Raw genomic sequence first — 18,057 nt, forward strand, 5'->3', positions numbered from 1 at the left:
GCCTTCGGGTGGGGACGGCTTGTCATTGTTCTTGTTCACGGACTCACGGAACCAGAATGACACCTTGGTTGCCAATCCTCAGCGCAACATGACACCTTAGTTGTCATGACTGATGTCTCTCAGGTGTTCACGTTCCCGTCCGACGACGGCCTCCTCGCCTACCGCGACACCGGCGGCGCGGGCCCCCCGCTCGTGCTGCTGCACGGCGGCTTCACCGATCACCGCATGTGGGACGACGTCGTACCGCTCCTCGCGGTCGGCCACCGGGTGATCGCACCGGACGCGCGGGGCCACGGCGCGTCCGACAACGCGAGCCGGCCCTTCCGGTTCGCGGACGACCTCGCCGCGCTCCTCCGCCATCTGGACGTGGTCCCCGCCGTCCTGGTCGGGATGTCGATGGGCTCGGCGATCGCTGTCGACACCGCACTTGAGCACCCCGGCCTCGTCCGCGCACTCGCCGTCAGCGGCGCGGGGACCAGCGAGCCCGAGTACCGGGACCCCTGGACCAAGGACTTCGGGGTCCGCCGGCAGGCCGCCCTGGAGGCCGGTGACATCGAGGGCTGGGTCGATGCCTCCCTGTCAGCCGTGGCCGGGCCGCACCGCACGCTCGACGAGGTCGACCCCGATGTCGTACGACGCGTACGGGACATGCTGCTCGGGACCATCACCAAGCACGCGCCCGGCGAGCCCGACTGGTCCGTCCCCGTGACCGACACCTGGGCCCGCGCCGCGGGCATCACGGTCCCCGTACTGGCCGTCAATGGCGCCCTCGACGCATCCGACCTGATCGCCATGGCCGACCGTCTCGTCGACATCGTCGCGGGCGACAGCCGTACGACGGCGATCGAGGGCACCGCCCACTACGCGAACATGGAACGGCCCGACACCTTCACCAAGATCCTGCTGGAGTGGCTCGGCAGCATCACCGACCAGCCACTGACTCCCGACAGCTGCTGACTCCCGGCCGCTGCTGCCTCCCGACAGCCGCTGACTCCCGGCCGCCGCGCTCAGCGCAGCGCGTCGGCAACTTCCCGGGCGGCGTCGAGGACCCGCGGGCCCACGCGCTCCGGCACCGCGTCCGCGAGCATCACGACGCCCACGCTGCCCTCGACGCCGGTCACACCCAGCAGCGGTGCCGCTGCGCCGCTCGCCCCGGCCTCCAACTCCCCGTGCGTGAGGGTGTACCCGGGCCCGTCGACCGGCTGCCGCCGGGCCGCGAGGATGGCGCGCCCTGCGGCACCCCGGTCCAGGGGGTGCCGGAACCCGGCCCGGTACGCCACGTGGTAGTCCGTCCACGTCGGCTCGACGACCGCGACGGCCAGCGCCTCCGTGCCGTCAACGAGGGTCAGATGGGCCGTGGCGCCTATGTCCTCCGCGAGCGAGCGCAGCGCGGGCAGGGCGGCCTCACGGACCAGAGGATGCACCTGACGGCCCAGACGGAGCACGCCGAGGCCGACGCGGGCCCGGCCGCCCAGGTCACGGCGCACGAGGGCGTGTTGCTCCAGGGTGGCGAGCAACCGGTACACAACGGTCCGGTTCACGCCCAGCTTGTGCGAGAGCTCAGTGACGGTCAGCCCGTGGTCCGTGTCGGCGAGCAGCTTGAGGACACGCAGTCCCCGGTCGAGCGTCTGGGAGGTCTCCGCGGTCACGACGCCCACTCCTTCGTGGTGAGGGCGGCGGCCCCTTCCGCGGCGGATGCGTCACCGGTCCCGTCGGCGACGCGCTTCAGTGGCCGCCGGTCGGCTGGACCCGGAGGTGCTCCGGGCGGAGTCGCTTCACGGCTGCGCTCCGCGGCGGCACTGCCACGGGGCGTATGCGTGTGGGGACAGTAGCGAGCCGGTTCGCTCAGCGGAAGCCTCCGTCCAGAATCCGGTCACTAACCGGTATGGACTACTTCGCTTTGCCCCGGAATACAACGGCGCGCACTGCCCGGCGCACACAGCCCCCCGCACAGGCGCGCGCAACACGCATACCCGCGGGTGCGCGCTACGCAAATCCCGCGAACCGCAAATACGCGCAACGCAAATCCCGCAGGCGCACACAACGCATAGGCGCACAACGCGTAGGCGCACAACACAGAAGCGCACAACACCCCGGAACCCGGCATTGCCTCACCGCGCCGGTGTCAGCGCATGCGAGTGGCCCACTCCTGCACCTTGGCGATCCGCTGGCGCAGCTGCCCCGCCGTGGCCTCCGCGCTCGGCGGGCCGCCGCACACCCGGCGCACCTCGGTGTGGATCACGCCGTGCGGCTTGCCGCTCTGGTGGGAGTACGCACCGACCATGCTGTTGAGCTGCTTGCGCAGTTCCAGCAGTTCCTTGTGGGTGACGACGGGCCGCCGGTCGGCCGGCACCTCCAGGAGGTCGGCCTCGGAATCGGGCTTCTTACGGCTGTGCGCGATCTGCCGCGCCTGCCGCTTCTGGAGGAGGAGCTCCACCTGATCGGGCTCCAACAGGCCCGGAATGCCCAGGTAGTCCTGTTCCTCCTCGCTGCCCGGGTGGGCCTGCATGCCGAAGTCGGCGCCGTTGTACGTCACCCGGTCGAACACCGCGTCGGATTCGAGGGCCTCGAAGGGCAGCATGTCCTGCTCGCCGGTGTCCTCGTCCTGCTGCTTCTCGGCCTCCTGGAGGAGCTTCGCCTCCTCGGCGTACGGGTCCTCCTCGCCCCCCTTCTTCGGCTTGTCGAGGACGTGGTCGCGCTCGACCTCCATCTCGTTGGCGAAGGAGAGCAGATCGGGAACCGTCGGCAGGAACACGGAGGCGGTCTCGCCACGCCGCCGGGACCGTACGAAACGGCCGACGGCCTGGGCGAAGAACAGCGGGGTGGAGATGGTGGTGGCGTACACGCCGACGGCGAGCCGGGGCACGTCGACGCCCTCGGACACCATGCGGACGGCGACCATCCACCGGTCGGTGTTGTGGCTGAACTCGTCGATACGGTCCGAGGCCCCGGCGTCGTCGGAGAGGACGAGGGTCGCCGAGTGACCGGTGATCTCCCTGATGAGCTTGGCGTACGCGCGCGCCGAGTCCTGGTCGGTGGCGATGACGAGGGCGCCGGCGTCCGGGATGCCTTTGCGGACCTCGGTCAGCCGCTGGTCGGCGGCGCGCAGCACGCTGGGCATCCACTCACCGCGCGGATCGAGGGCGGTGCGCCAGGCCTGGCTGACGGCGTCCTTGGTCATGGGCTCACCGAGCCGGGCGGCGATCTCGTCCCCCGCCTTCGTCCGCCACCGCATGTTGCCGCTGTAGGAGAGGAAGATGACGGGCCGGACGACGTGATCGGCGAGCGCGTTGCCGTATCCGTACGTGTAGTCGGCGGCGGACCGCCGGATCCCGTCGTTCCCTTCCTCGTACGTCACGAAGGGGATGGGGTTGGTGTCGGACCGGAAGGGCGTACCGGTGAGCGCGAGCCGCCGCGTCGCGGGCTCGAACGCCTCCAGACAGGCCTCGCCCCAGGACTTGCTGTCACCCGCGTGGTGAATCTCGTCGAGGATGACGAGGGTCTTGCGCTGCTCGACACGATTGCGGTGCAGCATGGGCCGCACACCGATACCGGCGTACGTGACCGCGACCCCGTCGTACTCCTTGCCGAGCGGGCCCGCGCTGTACTCGGGGTCCAGCTTGATGCCGATCCGCGCCGCCGCCTCCGCCCACTGCTTCTTCAGGTGCTCGGTGGGCGCGACCACGGTCACCTGCTGCACGACGTGGTGGTGCAGCAGCCAGGAGGCGAGCGTCAGCGCGAAGGTCGTCTTCCCGGCGCCCGGGGTGGCCACGGCCAGGAAGTCACGTGGCTGCTCCTGGACGTACTTCTCCATCGCCCCCTGCTGCCACGCACGCAGCTTGCCGGCGGTGCCCCACGGGGCACGGCCGGGGAACGCGGGCGAGAGGTGATGCGAGTGCGAGGCGGAGCTGGCGCTGGCGGCGGTGGTAGTCACGGTCTCCGGGGGTGGTGGGCTCGGGTGGCTCGGGTGCGGGTTGCTCGGCCGGTGATCAGACGACCGGGCCACCCTACCGGCGCCCGGGAGACGTCAATACGCGAATACCACCGGGTCACCCCTGGATGGGATTCACCTCACAGCTCCCACCGCTCGACGATCAACACGCAACGATCATCGCTGGGCGATCACCGCTCGGCGATCACCGTCACCGCTCGCGCAACCGGGTCGTCACCCACGCCCCGAGCAACGCCACCACCGCCATCGGCAGGAACACCGCCGCGAACGCCGCCGGATGCGAACCCGAGCCGGTGGCCTCCGTGGCGGTGTGGGTGACCGTGCCGCCGCCCAGGGCCGCGAAGGCGGCGCCGCCCGCGGCGAGGAGGACGACGTTGGAGAGGCCGTCGGAGATCTGGAGGGAGGCCGAGTTGGCGCCGGCTTCCTCGGGTGCGGAGAGGTGGAGCAGCAGGACGCTGGTGGAGGAGATCACGAGCCCCATGCCGAGGCAGCCGAACGCCCAGGCCACCGCCACGCTCCACGCCGGCACCGCCTCGATCAGCACGCTCGGGGCGGCCGCGATCGAAACGGCGACCACGACCATGCCGGCCGTCATCAGCCGTTCCCGGTACGGCTCCAGGCGCGGTCGCGACTGCACCCACGACCCCAGCGCCCACGTGGCCCCACCCGCCGCCAGCGAGAGACCGGCGAGCGTCGGCGACAGTCCACGCTGGGTGACCAGCATCAACGGCACGAAGGACTCGGCTGCGACGAACGACCCCGCCGCGACCCCGCGCAACAGCACCACGGACGGCAGCCCGCGCGCCGCCCGGTACGTGCCGCGGGGCAACAGCCCGAGCACGGCCGGGACCAGCAGCGCGATGCCCGCCACGGCGGGTATCACGGCCAGCCACTTCGCATCCTGATCCGACAGAGCCTGCGCCCCGTACTGCAACAGGCCCGCGCCGAGCGAGATCCCGAAGGCCAGGCGGATGCGGCGGCGGTCGAACGGTGCCGGTTCGGTCCCCTTCGCCGGGCCGGCCGCCAACCGGCGTATCTGCGGTAGCGCGAGCGCCAGCGGGAACACGACCAGCACCGGGATACCGACGAACACCCAGCGCCAGCCGAGGTGTTCGGTCACCGCACCCGCGGCCAGCGGGCCCACCACGGACGGCAGCACCCAGCTCGCCGCGAAGGCCGCCATGATCGCCGGCCGCAACCGCTCCGGGTAGGCCCGCCCCACGACCACGTACAGCGCGACGATCACCAGCCCGCCGCCGAGTCCCTGCACGGCCCGGCCGAGGATGAACATCCACATCGTCCCCGCCGTCCCGGACAGCAGCAGTCCGGCCGCGAAGGCGGCGATGCCCGCCGTCAGCGATCCCAGGGGGCCGTTCCGGTCCGACCACTGCCCGGCGAGCACCATGCCGAACAGGCTCGTCGTGAAGTACCCCGAGAACGCGAACGCGTACACCGAGACCCCGTCCAGCTCCCGCGCCGCCACCGGCATCGCCGTCCCCACGGCCATCGCCTCGAAGGCGATCAGCAGCACGACGGAGACGATGCCGATGCTGAGGGCACGGTAGGGCGCGCGCAGCACGCCGGCGTCGTCGGCTTTCGAGAGCGAGGGGGCGGTGTCGGCGACGTCCGTGTCGCGCGGTTCGAGGGTGGCCATGGTCGCCAGAGTAAGGGGCATCGCTGACATCTGCCCCTGTCCGAAGTAGCCGACTGCCTGGGACCTTGGTCGTACGTCTGTGAACGGCGTATGGCAGTCCCATTGCAGCCCGTCCGGTGCCCTTGAGCACGGGAACGAGCACGGCCTACGGTCGATGTACCGAGTTCGGAACGCGCACTTTGTTCCGAAATGGCCGTGTGCCCGAGTGGTTTAGGGACTCGCCTGCAAAGCGAGTTACGTGGGTTCGATTCCCGCCACGGCCTCCAAAACAGCCCCACGGGCTTACGCGTACAGCGTGCCGCTCGTCTGGTCCTCGAATATTCCGGGCCAGTAGCGCCAGCCGTCGTCGTCCGGTGTCGTGGGGGTGCGGTCGCAGGCGATGGGGTCGACCGTGGCGAGGGTCTCCGTCATGGTGGCGGCGAGCTGGGCGTAGGACTCCGTGAGGTCGTACCGGGCGTCCAGGGCCTTCTCCCGGTGGATGAGCCAGACCGTGAAGGCGAGGGTCGAGATGTCGGCGTTCAGGGGGCGGAGCGTGCGGTCGGGCTCGCTCCAGCAGAGGATCGCGCCCGTGGTGCCGTCGACGACGAGGCTCGTGTCGTGGAGGAGCTGGCCGAGGCGGATCAACCGGTCGGCGTTCACCGGCAGTTCGGTCGCCGTGAGGTATCCGGGGCGCTCCTCCGCGTAGTACTCGGACAGCGTCGGCAGCGCCACCTCCGTGTCCAGCTGGAACATGAAGCCGTCCTCGGGGAGGCCGAACTCCGTCAGGAAGCGGCGCGTGGGCCCGTGGACGAGCGTGGTGGGGAAGTCCACCTCCTCGAAGCGCATGATCCCGCCCGCGCCGAACTCCTCGTCCAGCAGGCGGGGCGGGAGCTTGAGGGCGAGCCCGTCGCCCGGGCCCGCGATACGGGCGAGGGGGCGGATCAGCGCGGCCATCCGCCAGTACGGGGCCAGGTCCCGCACCTCGTCCGACTCCGACCGCGCGGCGAGGAGCGAGGTCAGTTGGGACGTCACATGAGGCGTCAGGTGCGAGGTCAGGTGCGAGGTCATCGCGGCTACCGGCTTTGGCCCCACGCGGCCCTCGAACGTCGCGAACCGGCCCCGGGACTCGACCAGTTCCTCCGTCGCCTCCGCGAATCGCAGCAGCGCCTCCAGGGACGGGGCGAGCGGGGACAGGTCCATCAGGCCCGGGTCGCGGTGGAAGGACGTCGTCGAGATCTCACCCGTGGTGCCGTCCAGGACGATCGACTCCAGGTCCCTGTCCAGCGTGCGCAGCGAACCGATCACCAGCTGGTCCCGCAGCTCCTGTGCGAGCACCCCCGCGTCGGCCACCAGCTCGGCCACCCGCCGCAGCCCGGTCCCCTCGCGCAACGCGCCGAACCCCAACAGCGCGCTCTCGTGCGGCAGTCCGGGGCCCGTCAGCCACTGCCGCGTGCCCGCGTGCGTGACGTACGGGCCCAGCTCTTCATCAGTCAGCGTGATCGTCCCGCCACCCACTGTCGTCGTAGTCGTGCTCATGGTTCCCCCAGCACATGTGATTCCCGTCGTGCTTCCCCCGGCCAGGAACGCCCCCCACCAGCGGCGGCGCGGCTGTTCCCCCTGACAAAGAACCTTACGCCGCACCACTGACAACGCCGGTCCGCCGCGGCCCGCGCGGCGCCCGGGGCGTCTAGGCCCTGTCGTCAAACTCCCGTCGTCCGCCCGGAGGGCGGGCCACGCGGGGCCTGGTGCGTGCGATCGCAAGGCGCCGGAAAGTCCTCGACGGGGGTGCCCCCGCGCGAGCGAAGCCGAGCGTGGGGGAGGAGCTACTAGGGCTTTTCGGCAACGCGGCGAGCCTGCGTGCCAGGCCCCGCGTGGCTGGGGGTACCTCCCACGCCCTTAAGGCAGTGGGGGAGGGAGTTTGACGACAGGGCCTAGGCCCCGGTCACCACCGCCGCCTGGGGGCGGATCGGCAGGCGGTTGACCGGGCGGCCCGTGGCCGCGCGGACCGCCGAGGCGACGGCCGCCGGGGACGTCACGACCGGGACCGCGCTGACGGCCTTCGCGCCGAAGGGGGCGACCACGTCGCGTTCCTCGACGAGTTTGACGATGCGGATGTCGGGGGCGTCCAGGGCGGTCGGGAGGGCGTAGCCCGTGAGGTCGGGGTGGCGGATCAGGCCGCGGGCCGTGCGGAGGTTCTCGGTCAGGGCCACGCCCACGCCCTGGGTGACCCCCGCCTCGATACGGGCGGCGAGCTGGGCGGGGTTGAGGATCCGGCCGACGTCCTGGGCCACCGCCAGTTCCACGACCCGTACCGAGCCGAGTTCGATGTCGACGTCCACGACCGCGCGGATCGCGCAGAACGCCATGCCCACGAAGGCGTCGCCCTGGCCGGTGTCGTCGAGCGGTTCGGTCGGGTGGGGGCGGCACTGGGCCGTGGCCCACAGTTCCTTGCCGTCCATCTCCTCGGCGACGGTGGTGGACAGGACGCCGTCGTACGACGTGATCTTGCCGTCGGTGATCTGGAGCAGTTCGGTGGACATGCCGAACTTGTGCGCCAGGGGCTGGAGGAGCTGGGTGCGGACCATCTTCGCGGCGCGTTCCACGGCTCCGCCGGACACCCACGTGTGGCGGCCGCGGCAGCTCGCGCCCGCGGAGGGCTGGTCGGTGTCGACCGGTGCCACGTGCACCTCGTCGATGCCGAGCGTCTCCTGGACGATCTGCCGGGCCAGCGTGGCGAAGCCCTGGCCCGTCTCCACGGCGGCGCACAGGACCGTGGCCACGCCGTCCTGGACCTTCACCGTGGCCGTCGAGACCTCGTCCGCGCCTTCCGCGCCCAGCATGTGCACCATGCCGAGGCCGTAGCCCACGCCGCGGCGGACCGCGCTCGGCTCGCCCGCGCCCTCGGGGCCTCCGGGGAGCAGCCAGTCGTCCTCGGGCGTGTCCTTGGGGAGTGCGGGGAGCGGGAAGTCCCGTACGGCCTGGAGGAGTTCGGCCACGGGGGCCGGGCAGGTCACCGACTGGCCGGTGGGGAGGACGTCCCCGGTGGACATGACGTTGCGCAGGCGCAGTTCCGCCGGGTCCACGCCCAGCTTCCTGGCCATCTTGTCCATCTGGGCCTCGTAGGCGGCGCACACCTGCATGGCGCCCTCGCCGCGTACATGGCCCGACGGGGGGTTGTTGGTGCGCACCGCCCAGCCTTCGATGAAGGCGTTCGGGATGACGTAGGGGCCACAGGCGAACGCCACGGCGGCGGCCAGCGCCTCGGACGAGGTCTCCGCGTACGGGCCGGCGTCCAGCAGGATCTGCGCCTCGACCTTCACCAGCTTGCCCTCGGCGTCCGCGTGGTGGCGGTACCTGAGCAGCGTCGGATGCCGGTGCGCGTGGCCCAGGAAGGACTCCTCGCGCGTGGCGGCGAGTTTGACCGGGCAGCCGGTCTTCAGGGCGAGCAGTCCGAGCGGGAGCTGGAAGCCCTGGTCCTCGCGGTCGGCCGTGGCGCCGGGTACGCCGGTGACGACGATCTTCACGCGGTCGGGTTCCAGGGCGAAGCAGGCGGCGGCCGTGTCACGGTCGGCGTGGGGGTCGGTGGAAGCGAGGTAGAGCTCGACGCCGCCGTCGGGGCGTGGCACGGCGAGCCCGGCCTCGGCTCCGATGGGGGCCGGGTCGTGGCGGCCGATGCGGTACAGGCCCTCGACGACGATCTCGCCGATCGCGTCGGGGTCGCCGTGGCGCAGCGGGATGTGGCGGATCAGGTTGCCGTCGGGGTGCAGGGGTTCGGCCTCGAAGGCCTGCTCCGGGTCGGTCACCGGGTCGAGTACTTCGTACTCGACGATGACGGCGGCCGCGGCCATGCGCGCGGTGTCGGGGTGGTCGGCGGCCACGGCGGCGATGGGCTCCCCGTGGTGGCGTACGACCTCGGAGGCGAACACGGGGCGGTCGGCCGTGCCGCGGCCGTGCAGCGCGGCTCCCGGCACGTCCTCGTGGGTGACGACGGCACGGACGCCGGGCATGTCGCGCGCGTGGGAGGTGTCGATGGACACGATGCGCGCGTGCGGGTGCGGGGAGCGCAGTACGGCGGCCCACAGCAGGCCCTCGGCCCACAGGTCGGCCGCGTACGGGAACGTGCCCTCGGTCTTGGCGCGGGCCTCGGCGGACGGCAGGGACACGCCGAGGCCGTGCGTCAGCGGATCAATGACCGGTGCGGCCTCCGCCGTGGTCGCGGTGGCTGCTTCGTTCGTCACGCCTGCCCTCCTCCGTCCGGTCCGTACGCCTGGTCATGCTGCCCCGGGGGATGGCCCTGGGGGTGGCCCTGCGGGTGTCCCTGGGGGGCGTACCCGGAAGGGTCCTCGAACGCAGCCGGGTTGACGCTGCCCGCTCCGGGTCCTGCCTGGTGCGGGATGCGCGCCTCCTCGGCCTCCGGCGATGCCTCGGCCTTGGTGTGCGCCTGGCGCTCCGCGACGACCTCGCTCACGGCCTCCACGACGCCCCGGTAGCCCGAGCAGCGGCACAGGTTGCCGCAGAGGGCCGCCCGGGTCTCCAGCTCGGTCGGGGCGGGGTTGCCCTCCAGCAGGTCGTGGACGGTCATGGCCATGCCCGGCACACAGAAACCGCACTGCACCGCGCCGCACCTGGCGAGCGCCCGCTGCACGTCGGAGGGCTGCCCGTCGACGGCGAGTCCCTCGACGGTGCGGACCTCGCTGCCGGCGGCGGTGACGGCGGGCACCAGGCAGGACGCCACGAGCCGGCCGTCGACCTGCACGTTGCAGGCGCCGCACTCGCCCTGCGAGCAGCCGTCCTTGGCGCCCGCGAGGCCGAGGCGCTCGCGCAGCACGTAGAGCAGCGACTCGCCGATCCAGGCGTCGGGGACCGGTCGTTCGGCGCCGTTCACCCGCAGGACGTAACTGGCGAGGGGGTGGTCGTCGATCAGGGGCGCGGCGGGCTCGGCCGGCGCTTCCTCGGCGGCCGGTGCCGCGTCGGCTGTGTCACCGGCCGGCTCCGGCTCGGGGGCGGCGGACGGCTCCGCAGGGGCTACGCCGGACTGCCTTGAAGCCTCCTGGACGGCCTCAGGGGCCTCACTCGCGGCCTCGGCGGGCGGTCCGGGGTAAGTGCCGTGCGGCGGCTGCCCCGGCGCCTCAGCGGGCGCTCCAGGCGCTTCGACCGCGGAGGCCCCTGCCGCCTCGGCCGGCCCGTGCCCGTCAGCGGTCTCTCCGGGTGCTGTGGGCGCGTATCCCCCGGCTGTCCCGCCGGGCGGGTGCTCCTCGGTGCGCTCGGGCGGCGGTGCGGTCCACGCGGTCCCGATCGCCTCGGACGCCCAGGGCGCGGAGGCGCCCCCGGGGAGCGTGGCCGGAGGGGTGCCGCCCCACTGTTCGACGAGGGACGACGCACTGAACTCGCCCGATTCGTCCGGGATGTCGCCTCCGGCGACGGGGATCGACCACTGCCCGGTCACGTCGTGCCCCGGAGTGGACCCGGCGGCGGGCCCCTCCTGGGTGACCTCTTCGAAGGCCCACTGGCCGGTGCCGCCCGGGCTGTACGTGAACCCGTGCTGGTCGGCCCCGTGGGGCACGGCGTTCGGGTCGGGCCACTGCGCGCCCTCGGCCGGTGCCGTCCAGGTGCCGGTGCCCGCCGGGTCGGTGCCGGCGGCCGCGGGGGGCGTCGCCGTTATCTGCGGGGGCACGTAGCCGTGGCCGCGCGCGGCGAGGGGGGTGTCCGAGGCCAGCAGCGCGTCGATGCCCCCTTCGGGGAGCTGGACGAACGTCGTGGCGCCGTCGTCGTAGTCCCCCTGGGGCAGCCGCTCCCAGCCGCCGTGCGCGCCCTGCTGGGGCGCGCTCTCTCCGTGCTGGTCGTCGGTCACGACAGTGCCCTCCCCAATGCTCGTCGGGCCAGTACGGCGACGGTACGCCGAAGTTGCAGCACGGCGGGCGGAAGCGGTGCCACGGAACCGTCCTCGGCGGGCGCCGGGTCCGGGATGCAGGCGGCGGCGACGTACTCCCCGAAGGCGTTCAGGGCCTCCGGCACGAGGGTGCGCTCGCCGTCCCAGTCGATCAGCCGGCCGACCCACGCCTCGGCGTCCAGGGGCCTGAGCGGCATCGGCGCTATGGCACCGACGGCGCACCGCACGCCGCGCCGGGCGGGGTCGAGGACGACCGCGACGGACGCCGTCGCGCGCCCGGGGCCCGTCCGTCCGGTGGCCTTCAGGAAGACCTGCGGCGCGTGCAGCAGCGGCACGCGCACGTACCCGATGAGTTCACCGGAGCGCAGCATCTCCATGCCGGCCAGGAGGTGCGAGACGGGGACCTCACGGCGGGCTCCACCCCGGCCCGCGATGATCAACGTCGCTTCCAGGGCGGCGAGTACGGGCAGCGAGTCCCCCGTAGGGGCTGCCGTCGCGATGTTTCCGCCCAGGGTGCCCGCGTTGCGGATCTGCGGCGGGCCGGCGGCTCTCGCGGACGCCGCGAGAGCCGGGATGAGCGCCGCGAAGTCGGGGCGTCCCATGCGTGCGTGTGTCAGGCCCGCGCCGAGCAGCGCGTGACCGTCCTGGTACTGCCAGCCGCGGATCTCGCTGATCCGGCCGAGGCCGACGAGCGCGGCGGGCCTGAGCTGCCCGGAGTTGACCGCGGCCATCAGGTCCGTACCACCGGCCACGGGGACGGCGGCGGGCATGGCCGCCAGCGCCTCCACGGCCTCGTCCAGCGAGCCGGGCAGCGTCACAGCCTGCGCCGCCTGCGGTGCCTGCGTGGTCAAAACCGGCTGCCCCTTCCCGCTGCCCCACCTGGTCCCACCTGTGCTGCCGTACGGTACGTGCTGACAGGGCGGACGTGGCAACTCTGGCACATTCTCGCGAGACCCGAACGCGGGGGTCCGCTAGGAGGCATTCGCCCACTTCACCACGGTGATGGACCGTTTTCGCACGGCATCCGAAGTGAGCGCATATTGCCGCCCTTCGATGATCTTTGTGAGCCTTTCTCCTTGTGGGGCCGTGTTTTCCCCGTGAACGTCCCGCTTGCACGACTTCGGGGTCACCTCACACGATCGGCGGCGGCCCGTCGATCGGACGTCCGAGCACCCCGGGACGCCGCTGCCACGGTCGCGGCCCCGCGGGTGGCCGATAAGCCACCCCCAGGGCGTCGAGTCGCCCGTAGTGCGCGGTCATCCGGTGCTCGAAGTCCGCGAAGTCCCGCTCCGCGGGGGCGGGCAGGGAGCTCCACGCCACCTCAGCGAAGGCCGCCAGACGCGGGAACGTCTGGTAGTCCACACGCGCAGGGTCCTCCATCACCTCGGTCCACACGTTGACCTGCGCGCCCAGCACGTGCCGCGCCTCCTCGGGCGTCAACTCCGGTGGAACCGGCTCGAAACGATAGACATCCTCCAGCGTGCGGACGTAGCCGATGGGCACCGGCTCGTCGGCGCCGTCGTGCTGCCGGTGGTCCAGATAGACCTGCTGCTCGGGGCACATGACCACGTCGTGGCCCGTGCGGGCGGCCGTGATCCCGCCGTCGTAGCCGCGCCACGACGACACCGCGGCACCCGGTGCGAGGCCGCCCTGAAGGATCTCGTCCCATCCGATCAGGCGACGCCCGCGCGCGGTCAGCCAGTTGTCGAAGTGCCGGATGAACCACGACTGCAGTTCGTCCTCGTCGCCGAGCCCCAGCGCCTCGATGCGCTGCTGCGCGGTCGGCGACCTGCGCCACTGGTCCTTCAGGCACTCGTCGCCGCCGATGTGCACGAATGACGAGAACTCGCCCGCGTCGGCCGGAAACAGGTCGAGCACTTCCTCCAGGACGCCCTCGTAGAAGCGGAGGGTGTTGTCAGTGGGGGCGAGTACGTTTTTGCTGATACCCCAGGTGTCCCAGACCGTCAGGGAGGTCGTGTCGATGACGTCGGTGTTGCCCAGTTCCGGATACGCGGCGATGGCGGCCTGCGAGTGGCCCGGGATGTCGATCTCGGGGACGACGGAGATATGCCGCTCGGCGGCGTACGCGACGATCTCCCGGATGTCGTCCCGGGTGTAGTAACCCCCGTGCGGCTTCTCTTCCCACAGGGGCGAGGCGCGGTGACCGAATTTCGTTCGTGCCCGCCAGGATCCGATCTCGGTGAGCTTCGGGTACCGCTCGATCTCCAGGCGCCATCCCTGATCGTCCGTCAAGTGGAAGTGGAAGACGTTGAGTTTGTGCGCGGCCATCAGGTCCAGGTAGCGCAGAACCCCGTCCTTGGGCATGAAGTGCCGGGCGACGTCGAGCATGAGGCCGCGCCAGCGGAAGCGGGGCGAGTCCTCGATCGTGACGTACGGCACGGCCCAGGCACGGTCGCGGCCGAGCGGGGCCCTTCGGTACGCGTCGGGGCCGAGGAGTTGCCTCAGCGCCTGGGCCCCCCAGAAGACACCGGCCGCGCTGCCGCCCTCGATCAGGACGCCGGTCGAGTCGCTGACGAGGCGGTACTCCTCGGGGGCGAGCTCGGAGTCGATCTGGAGCCCGATGCCGTCGCCGCCGGTGTCGTCGAGCTCCCGCCCCTCGCGGAGCGGCAGGCCTGTGGCCTGCCGGAGGACGGCGCACAGCCAGTGGCCGACGCCCTCCGCAGCGGTGCCGGCGTAGATCTGGGAGTGCGCCGTCAGTCGCACCTCGCCGGAACCGGCGACGACGCTGCGGGGCTTGGGAATCAGTTCGGTCACTGTCAGTCCTTTACCGCTCCGCCCAGCCCGGAGACCAGTCGTCGCTGTACGAGCACGAAGAAGATCAACACCGGAATCGTCATCACCGTGGACGCCGCCATCACGCCGCCCCAGTCGGGATCGTCGGGCTTGTAGAAGACGAGAAGGGCCATCGGAAGGGTCGACTGGGACGTGTCACTGATGATGAACGACTTGGCGAACAGGAAGTCGTTCCAGGCCGAGATGAAGGAGAAGACGCTCGTCGCGACCAGCCCGGGGAAGACGAGCGGGAAAAGGATCTGCCACATGAATCGCGTACGGCTCGCCCCGTCGAGGTACGCGGCCTCCTCCAGCGCCTCGGGAACGGCCTTCACAAAACCTCGGAGCATCCAGATCGCGAACGGCAGCGAGAAGGCGATGTGCGGCAGGATCAGCGCGCCCAGGGTGTTGAGTTGACCAAAGTCCCGCATGACGAAGAAGAGGGGGATCGTCAGCGCCTCCACGGGCACCATCTGCGCCACCAGAAACATGATCAACAACGTGGTGCGGAAACGGAAGCGGAATCGGGTGACGGCGGTCGCCGCGAGGAACGCGATGATCACGGAGGCGACGACCACTGCTCCGGCCACCACCAGGCTGTTGAGGAAGTAACGGCCGAATTCCTGCTGTTCGAAGACGCGCCGGAAGGAATCCAGGGTGGGCGACAGCGTCCAGGGGCGCGGCTCGGCCGACTCGATCTCCCCCGCCGGTCTGAACGCGCTGAGCACCATCCAGTACAGCGGAAACGCCACCGCCACCGCGATGACCAGCGCGGATGCCTCCGCCGCGAGCCGCCAGGGGCGCCGTACGAAACGACGGGCATTCGCCTTCGGCCGATCAGAACTCAAGGAGCTCACGGAACCCGGGGAACTCAACTCTCCTCCCCCTGTCTGCGCAGCAGCCGCAAATACACGAGCGTGATCGCCAGCAGAATGAGCAGCATGATCACGCCGATCGCCGAGCCGAGGCTGTACTCGGACGACGCGAACGCCTTCTGGTAGGCGTACACGTTCAGTACGAGGTTCTGCCCGGCGATACCGCCGCCGTTCGTCATGACGTAGATCTGTGTGAAGACCTTGAAGTCCCAGATCACCGACTGGATGGTGACGACGGTCAGGATCGGGCGGAGTATCGGCGTGAGCACCGACCGCCAGATCCGCCACTGCGAGGCACCGTCCAGCGCGGCGGCCTCCAGGACCTCGGTGGGTACGGCGCGGATGCCCGCGTACACCGTCACCATCACGAACGGGAAGGAGCACCACACCACTTCGAGCAGGACGAGGAAGAAGGCGCTGAACCGCCCGTAAGTCCACGAGTGGTCTCCGAGCCCCAGCACCCCGTTGACCGGCCCGAAGTCGGGGTCGAAGAGAAACAGCCAGACCGTCGAGCCGGTGATCGCCGGGGTCGCCCACGCGCCGAGCGCGGCCAGCATCAACGCCAGCCGCGGCAGGGCCCGTACACGCGTCAGCAGCACCGCGAGCGCGCATCCGACGGCCAGCGTGGACACCACACAGGCCCCCGCGAAGAGCACGGTGGCCAGCAGCACCTGCCAGAACTCCGGGTCCCCGAAGAGGGTCGTGTAGTTCCCGAAACCCTGGAAGGTCGTCGGTTGCCCGCCGCTGACCTGCGCCTGCGTGTACTGGAGGAACGAGATGAGCCCGAGCTGGTAGATCGGGTAGACCAACAGCCCGCCGAGAACGACGAGAGCGGGCGCGAGATAGAGCCAGGGCGTCCAGCCGCCACGCGACCGGGAACCACCACGGCGCCCCTCGACCGCCCGGCCCTTCGTCGACCCAGCTCCCGTCGACCGACCTCCCGTCGACCGGCCGTTTGCCGACCGGCCGCCTGCCGAAGCCTCGACGAGAGCCGCCACCCCCGTGACACGACCCCGCCCGCCGCCCGGCTCCGGGCCCGCGGCGGTGGGGTTTCGCACGTCGTGGTCGTCGGTGCCGACGGGGGTGCCGTGCTCGTGGTCGGTCGGCCCCGCCGCCGGGACAGCACGGTCCGTACGGTCCGTCATCGGGGTCACCCAGCGGAGCTGAACGCGTCGTTCATCTTGTCCGCCGCGTCCTTCGAGGCGGCCGCCACGTCCTTCTTGCCGCTGACGATCTCCTGGAACATCGTCGGCAGGACGAGCGAGGCGTCGATCTGGGACCAGGCCGACGAGGCGGGAACGAACTTGGTGTCCGCGGACAGCGTCTTCACGAAGGGCCCGATGTGCGGCTCCTTCTTGGCGACCTCCGCACGCACGTCGGTGTACGTCGGCAGGAAGCCCATCGCGTCGAAGAGTTCGCCCTGCGTCTCCTTCGACGCCAGCCGCTCCATCAGGTCCACGGCGAGCGTGCGTTTCGTGGTGCTCTTCAGGACGCCGATGTTGTTGCCGCCCGCGAAGGCCGGCGCGATCGAGCCCTCCTCCACCCCCGGCAGCGGTACGACCGCGAACTTGCCCTTGACCTTGCCGGCCTCGACCGCCGCGTAGTTGAAGTCACCGCCGATCGCCATGCCCGCCTTGCCGGAGGCGAACGCGGTGACCGTGTCGTTGCCGCCCATCCCCGCGCACTTGGCGGCCGGACAGTTGTCGTCGCCGAAGAGCGAGGTGTACGCCTTGATGCCCTTCTGGGATGCCGCGCTGTCGATGCTCGACGCGTACGACCCGCCCTTGCCCTTCGCGATCTCACCGCCGTCGGCCCAGACGAACGGCATCGCGCCGAACGTGTAGGCACCGCCGACGGCGAGGCCGTACAGATCCGGCCTGGCCGCGCGGATCTTGCGGGCCGTCTCGATCAACTCGGACTGCGACGTGGGGGGTTCGAGACCCAGCTCCTCGAAGACGTCCGTGCGGTAGTAGAGGGCGCGGACACCGACGAAGAAGGGCGCGCCGTAGATCTGCCCGTCGACCGTCACGGACTGCCTGGCCGTCGGGTCGGAGTCCTTGGCGTCGGCCCACTCGGTGAACTCCTTGGTGACGTCGAGGAGTCCGCCGTCCTTCACATAGCCCGCGGTGTCCGTGTTGCCGAACTCCATGAGGTCCGGAGCGCTCTTGGGGTCGTTGAACGCCGCCTTGATCCGCTGGGCGCGGGTCTCGACCGGGATGTACTCCACGGTGACCTTGACGTCGTCGTGGGCCTTCCTGAAGGCGGCGATCGTCTCGTCGACGACCTGTTCCTTCGGCTTGTTGGTGACTTCCTGGAAGAGCCAGACGCGCAGGGTGCCGGTCTTCTCGTCCTTGCCGGAGGAGGAGTTGTCGGAGGTCTGGGGCGCGCAGGCGGTGGCGGTGAGCCCCGCGATCACAAGTGCCGCCACGGGGGCGGCCATTCGGGCCGTGCGGGACGTCCGGGCGCTGCGGCCCGTTCTGACAGCGAGCTTCATGGAGCTTTCCTCCGGAGGGCGTTGCAACATGCGCAATGACGGTTTCGCTCTGTACAACACACCGGAGGTTAGGGAGTACATGAACATGCCCACAAGAGGTCTCAACCACTCTGTGACCGGCGGGGGCATTCCGCGCGACGGAGCACGGTGCGGGCGTGATGCGGGCATGCGTGACTCGCCGCACGGCGCGCGGACAGAGACGATGCGATCAACCACCGTATGGCCAACGGCACTTGTGCCACACGGTCCGGGTCGGAAACGAGCCGTTCAGAACCCCGCGACCAGCCAGGCACCCCGGTTTTCGCCGCCCGTCCCCTGCGGGCGGCTCCTGGCGACTCCTGGAGACTCCAAGGCGACCGGTGCCACACAGCTCCCCGACCGCGCGACCGACACCCCGATCCGCACAGCCGACCCCGGCCC

The 18,057-nt window shown here is 71.0% G+C and carries 12 protein-coding genes and 1 tRNA gene; 2 read left to right on the forward strand and 11 right to left on the reverse strand.

Annotated elements, in window-relative coordinates:
* Nucleotides 1-105: 105 nt before the first annotated feature.
* Nucleotides 106-957 (forward strand): alpha/beta fold hydrolase, encoded by an 852-nt coding sequence (locus tag FPZ41_RS34955; protein WP_152867603.1) that lies wholly within the window; start codon nucleotides 106-108, stop codon nucleotides 955-957.
* A gap of 50 nt (nucleotides 958-1,007) precedes the next feature.
* Here the strand turns inward: FPZ41_RS34955 and FPZ41_RS34960 are convergent, their stop codons facing one another.
* From FPZ41_RS34960 to FPZ41_RS34970, 3 genes are all read right to left on the reverse strand, one after another.
* Nucleotides 1,008-1,649 (reverse strand): IclR family transcriptional regulator, encoded by a 642-nt coding sequence (locus tag FPZ41_RS34960; protein WP_131569204.1) that lies wholly within the window; start codon nucleotides 1,647-1,649, stop codon nucleotides 1,008-1,010.
* A 476-nt stretch (nucleotides 1,650-2,125) separates the two neighbouring features.
* Nucleotides 2,126-3,934, reverse strand: coding sequence for a DEAD/DEAH box helicase (locus tag FPZ41_RS34965; protein WP_322621106.1), 1,809 nt, complete (start codon nucleotides 3,932-3,934; stop codon nucleotides 2,126-2,128).
* Nucleotides 3,935-4,142: 208 nt separating this feature from the next.
* Nucleotides 4,143-5,606 carry an MFS transporter gene (locus tag FPZ41_RS34970; RefSeq protein WP_152867604.1) on the reverse strand — a complete coding sequence of 488 codons (1,464 nt, stop codon included), beginning with the start codon at nucleotides 5,604-5,606 and terminating at the stop codon, nucleotides 4,143-4,145.
* Nucleotides 5,607-5,797: 191 nt separating this feature from the next.
* Between FPZ41_RS34970 and FPZ41_RS34975 the strand changes: the two genes are divergently transcribed.
* Nucleotides 5,798-5,872, forward strand: a tRNA-Cys gene (locus tag FPZ41_RS34975).
* 16 nt (nucleotides 5,873-5,888) lie between these two features.
* Here FPZ41_RS34975 and FPZ41_RS34980 read toward each other — a convergent pair.
* The 8 genes from FPZ41_RS34980 to FPZ41_RS35015 all read right to left on the reverse strand — a co-directional run bounded on the left by FPZ41_RS34980 (nucleotide 5,889) and on the right by FPZ41_RS35015 (nucleotide 17,583).
* Nucleotides 5,889-7,121, reverse strand: coding sequence for an SUKH-4 family immunity protein (locus tag FPZ41_RS34980; RefSeq protein ID WP_152867605.1), 1,233 nt, complete (start codon nucleotides 7,119-7,121; stop codon nucleotides 5,889-5,891).
* 395 nt (nucleotides 7,122-7,516) lie between these two features.
* Nucleotides 7,517-9,823 carry a xanthine dehydrogenase family protein molybdopterin-binding subunit gene (locus tag FPZ41_RS34985; protein WP_322621107.1) on the reverse strand — a complete coding sequence of 769 codons (2,307 nt, stop codon included), beginning with the start codon at nucleotides 9,821-9,823 and terminating at the stop codon, nucleotides 7,517-7,519.
* Nucleotides 9,820-11,436, reverse strand: coding sequence for a 2Fe-2S iron-sulfur cluster-binding protein (locus FPZ41_RS34990; RefSeq protein ID WP_194236314.1), 1,617 nt, complete (start codon nucleotides 11,434-11,436; stop codon nucleotides 9,820-9,822). The genes FPZ41_RS34985 and FPZ41_RS34990 overlap by 4 nt, the downstream gene beginning before the upstream one ends.
* Nucleotides 11,433-12,326, reverse strand: coding sequence for an FAD binding domain-containing protein (locus tag FPZ41_RS34995; protein ID WP_152867606.1), 894 nt, complete (start codon nucleotides 12,324-12,326; stop codon nucleotides 11,433-11,435). Before FPZ41_RS34995 ends, FPZ41_RS34990 begins: the two co-directional genes overlap by 4 nt.
* A 280-nt stretch (nucleotides 12,327-12,606) precedes the next feature.
* Nucleotides 12,607-14,250, reverse strand: a complete 1,644-nt coding sequence (locus FPZ41_RS35000; protein ID WP_322621108.1) for a beta-N-acetylhexosaminidase — start codon at nucleotides 14,248-14,250, stop codon at nucleotides 12,607-12,609.
* Between the two features lie 2 nt (nucleotides 14,251-14,252).
* The gene (locus tag FPZ41_RS35005; RefSeq protein WP_407698858.1) at nucleotides 14,253-15,125 is read right to left on the reverse strand and encodes a carbohydrate ABC transporter permease; all 873 of its coding nucleotides are present in this window, start codon (nucleotides 15,123-15,125) and stop codon (nucleotides 14,253-14,255) included.
* A gap of 14 nt (nucleotides 15,126-15,139) precedes the next feature.
* Nucleotides 15,140-15,955 carry a carbohydrate ABC transporter permease gene (locus FPZ41_RS35010; RefSeq protein ID WP_152867613.1) on the reverse strand — a complete coding sequence of 272 codons (816 nt, stop codon included), beginning with the start codon at nucleotides 15,953-15,955 and terminating at the stop codon, nucleotides 15,140-15,142.
* Between the two features lie 338 nt (nucleotides 15,956-16,293).
* Nucleotides 16,294-17,583 carry an extracellular solute-binding protein gene (locus tag FPZ41_RS35015; RefSeq protein WP_228023175.1) on the reverse strand — a complete coding sequence of 430 codons (1,290 nt, stop codon included), beginning with the start codon at nucleotides 17,581-17,583 and terminating at the stop codon, nucleotides 16,294-16,296.
* Between the last annotated feature and the right edge of the window lie 474 nt (nucleotides 17,584-18,057).

This window comes from Streptomyces acidicola, from assembly GCF_009377235.1.
Lineage (GTDB): Bacteria > Actinomycetota > Actinomycetes > Streptomycetales > Streptomycetaceae > Streptomyces > Streptomyces acidicola.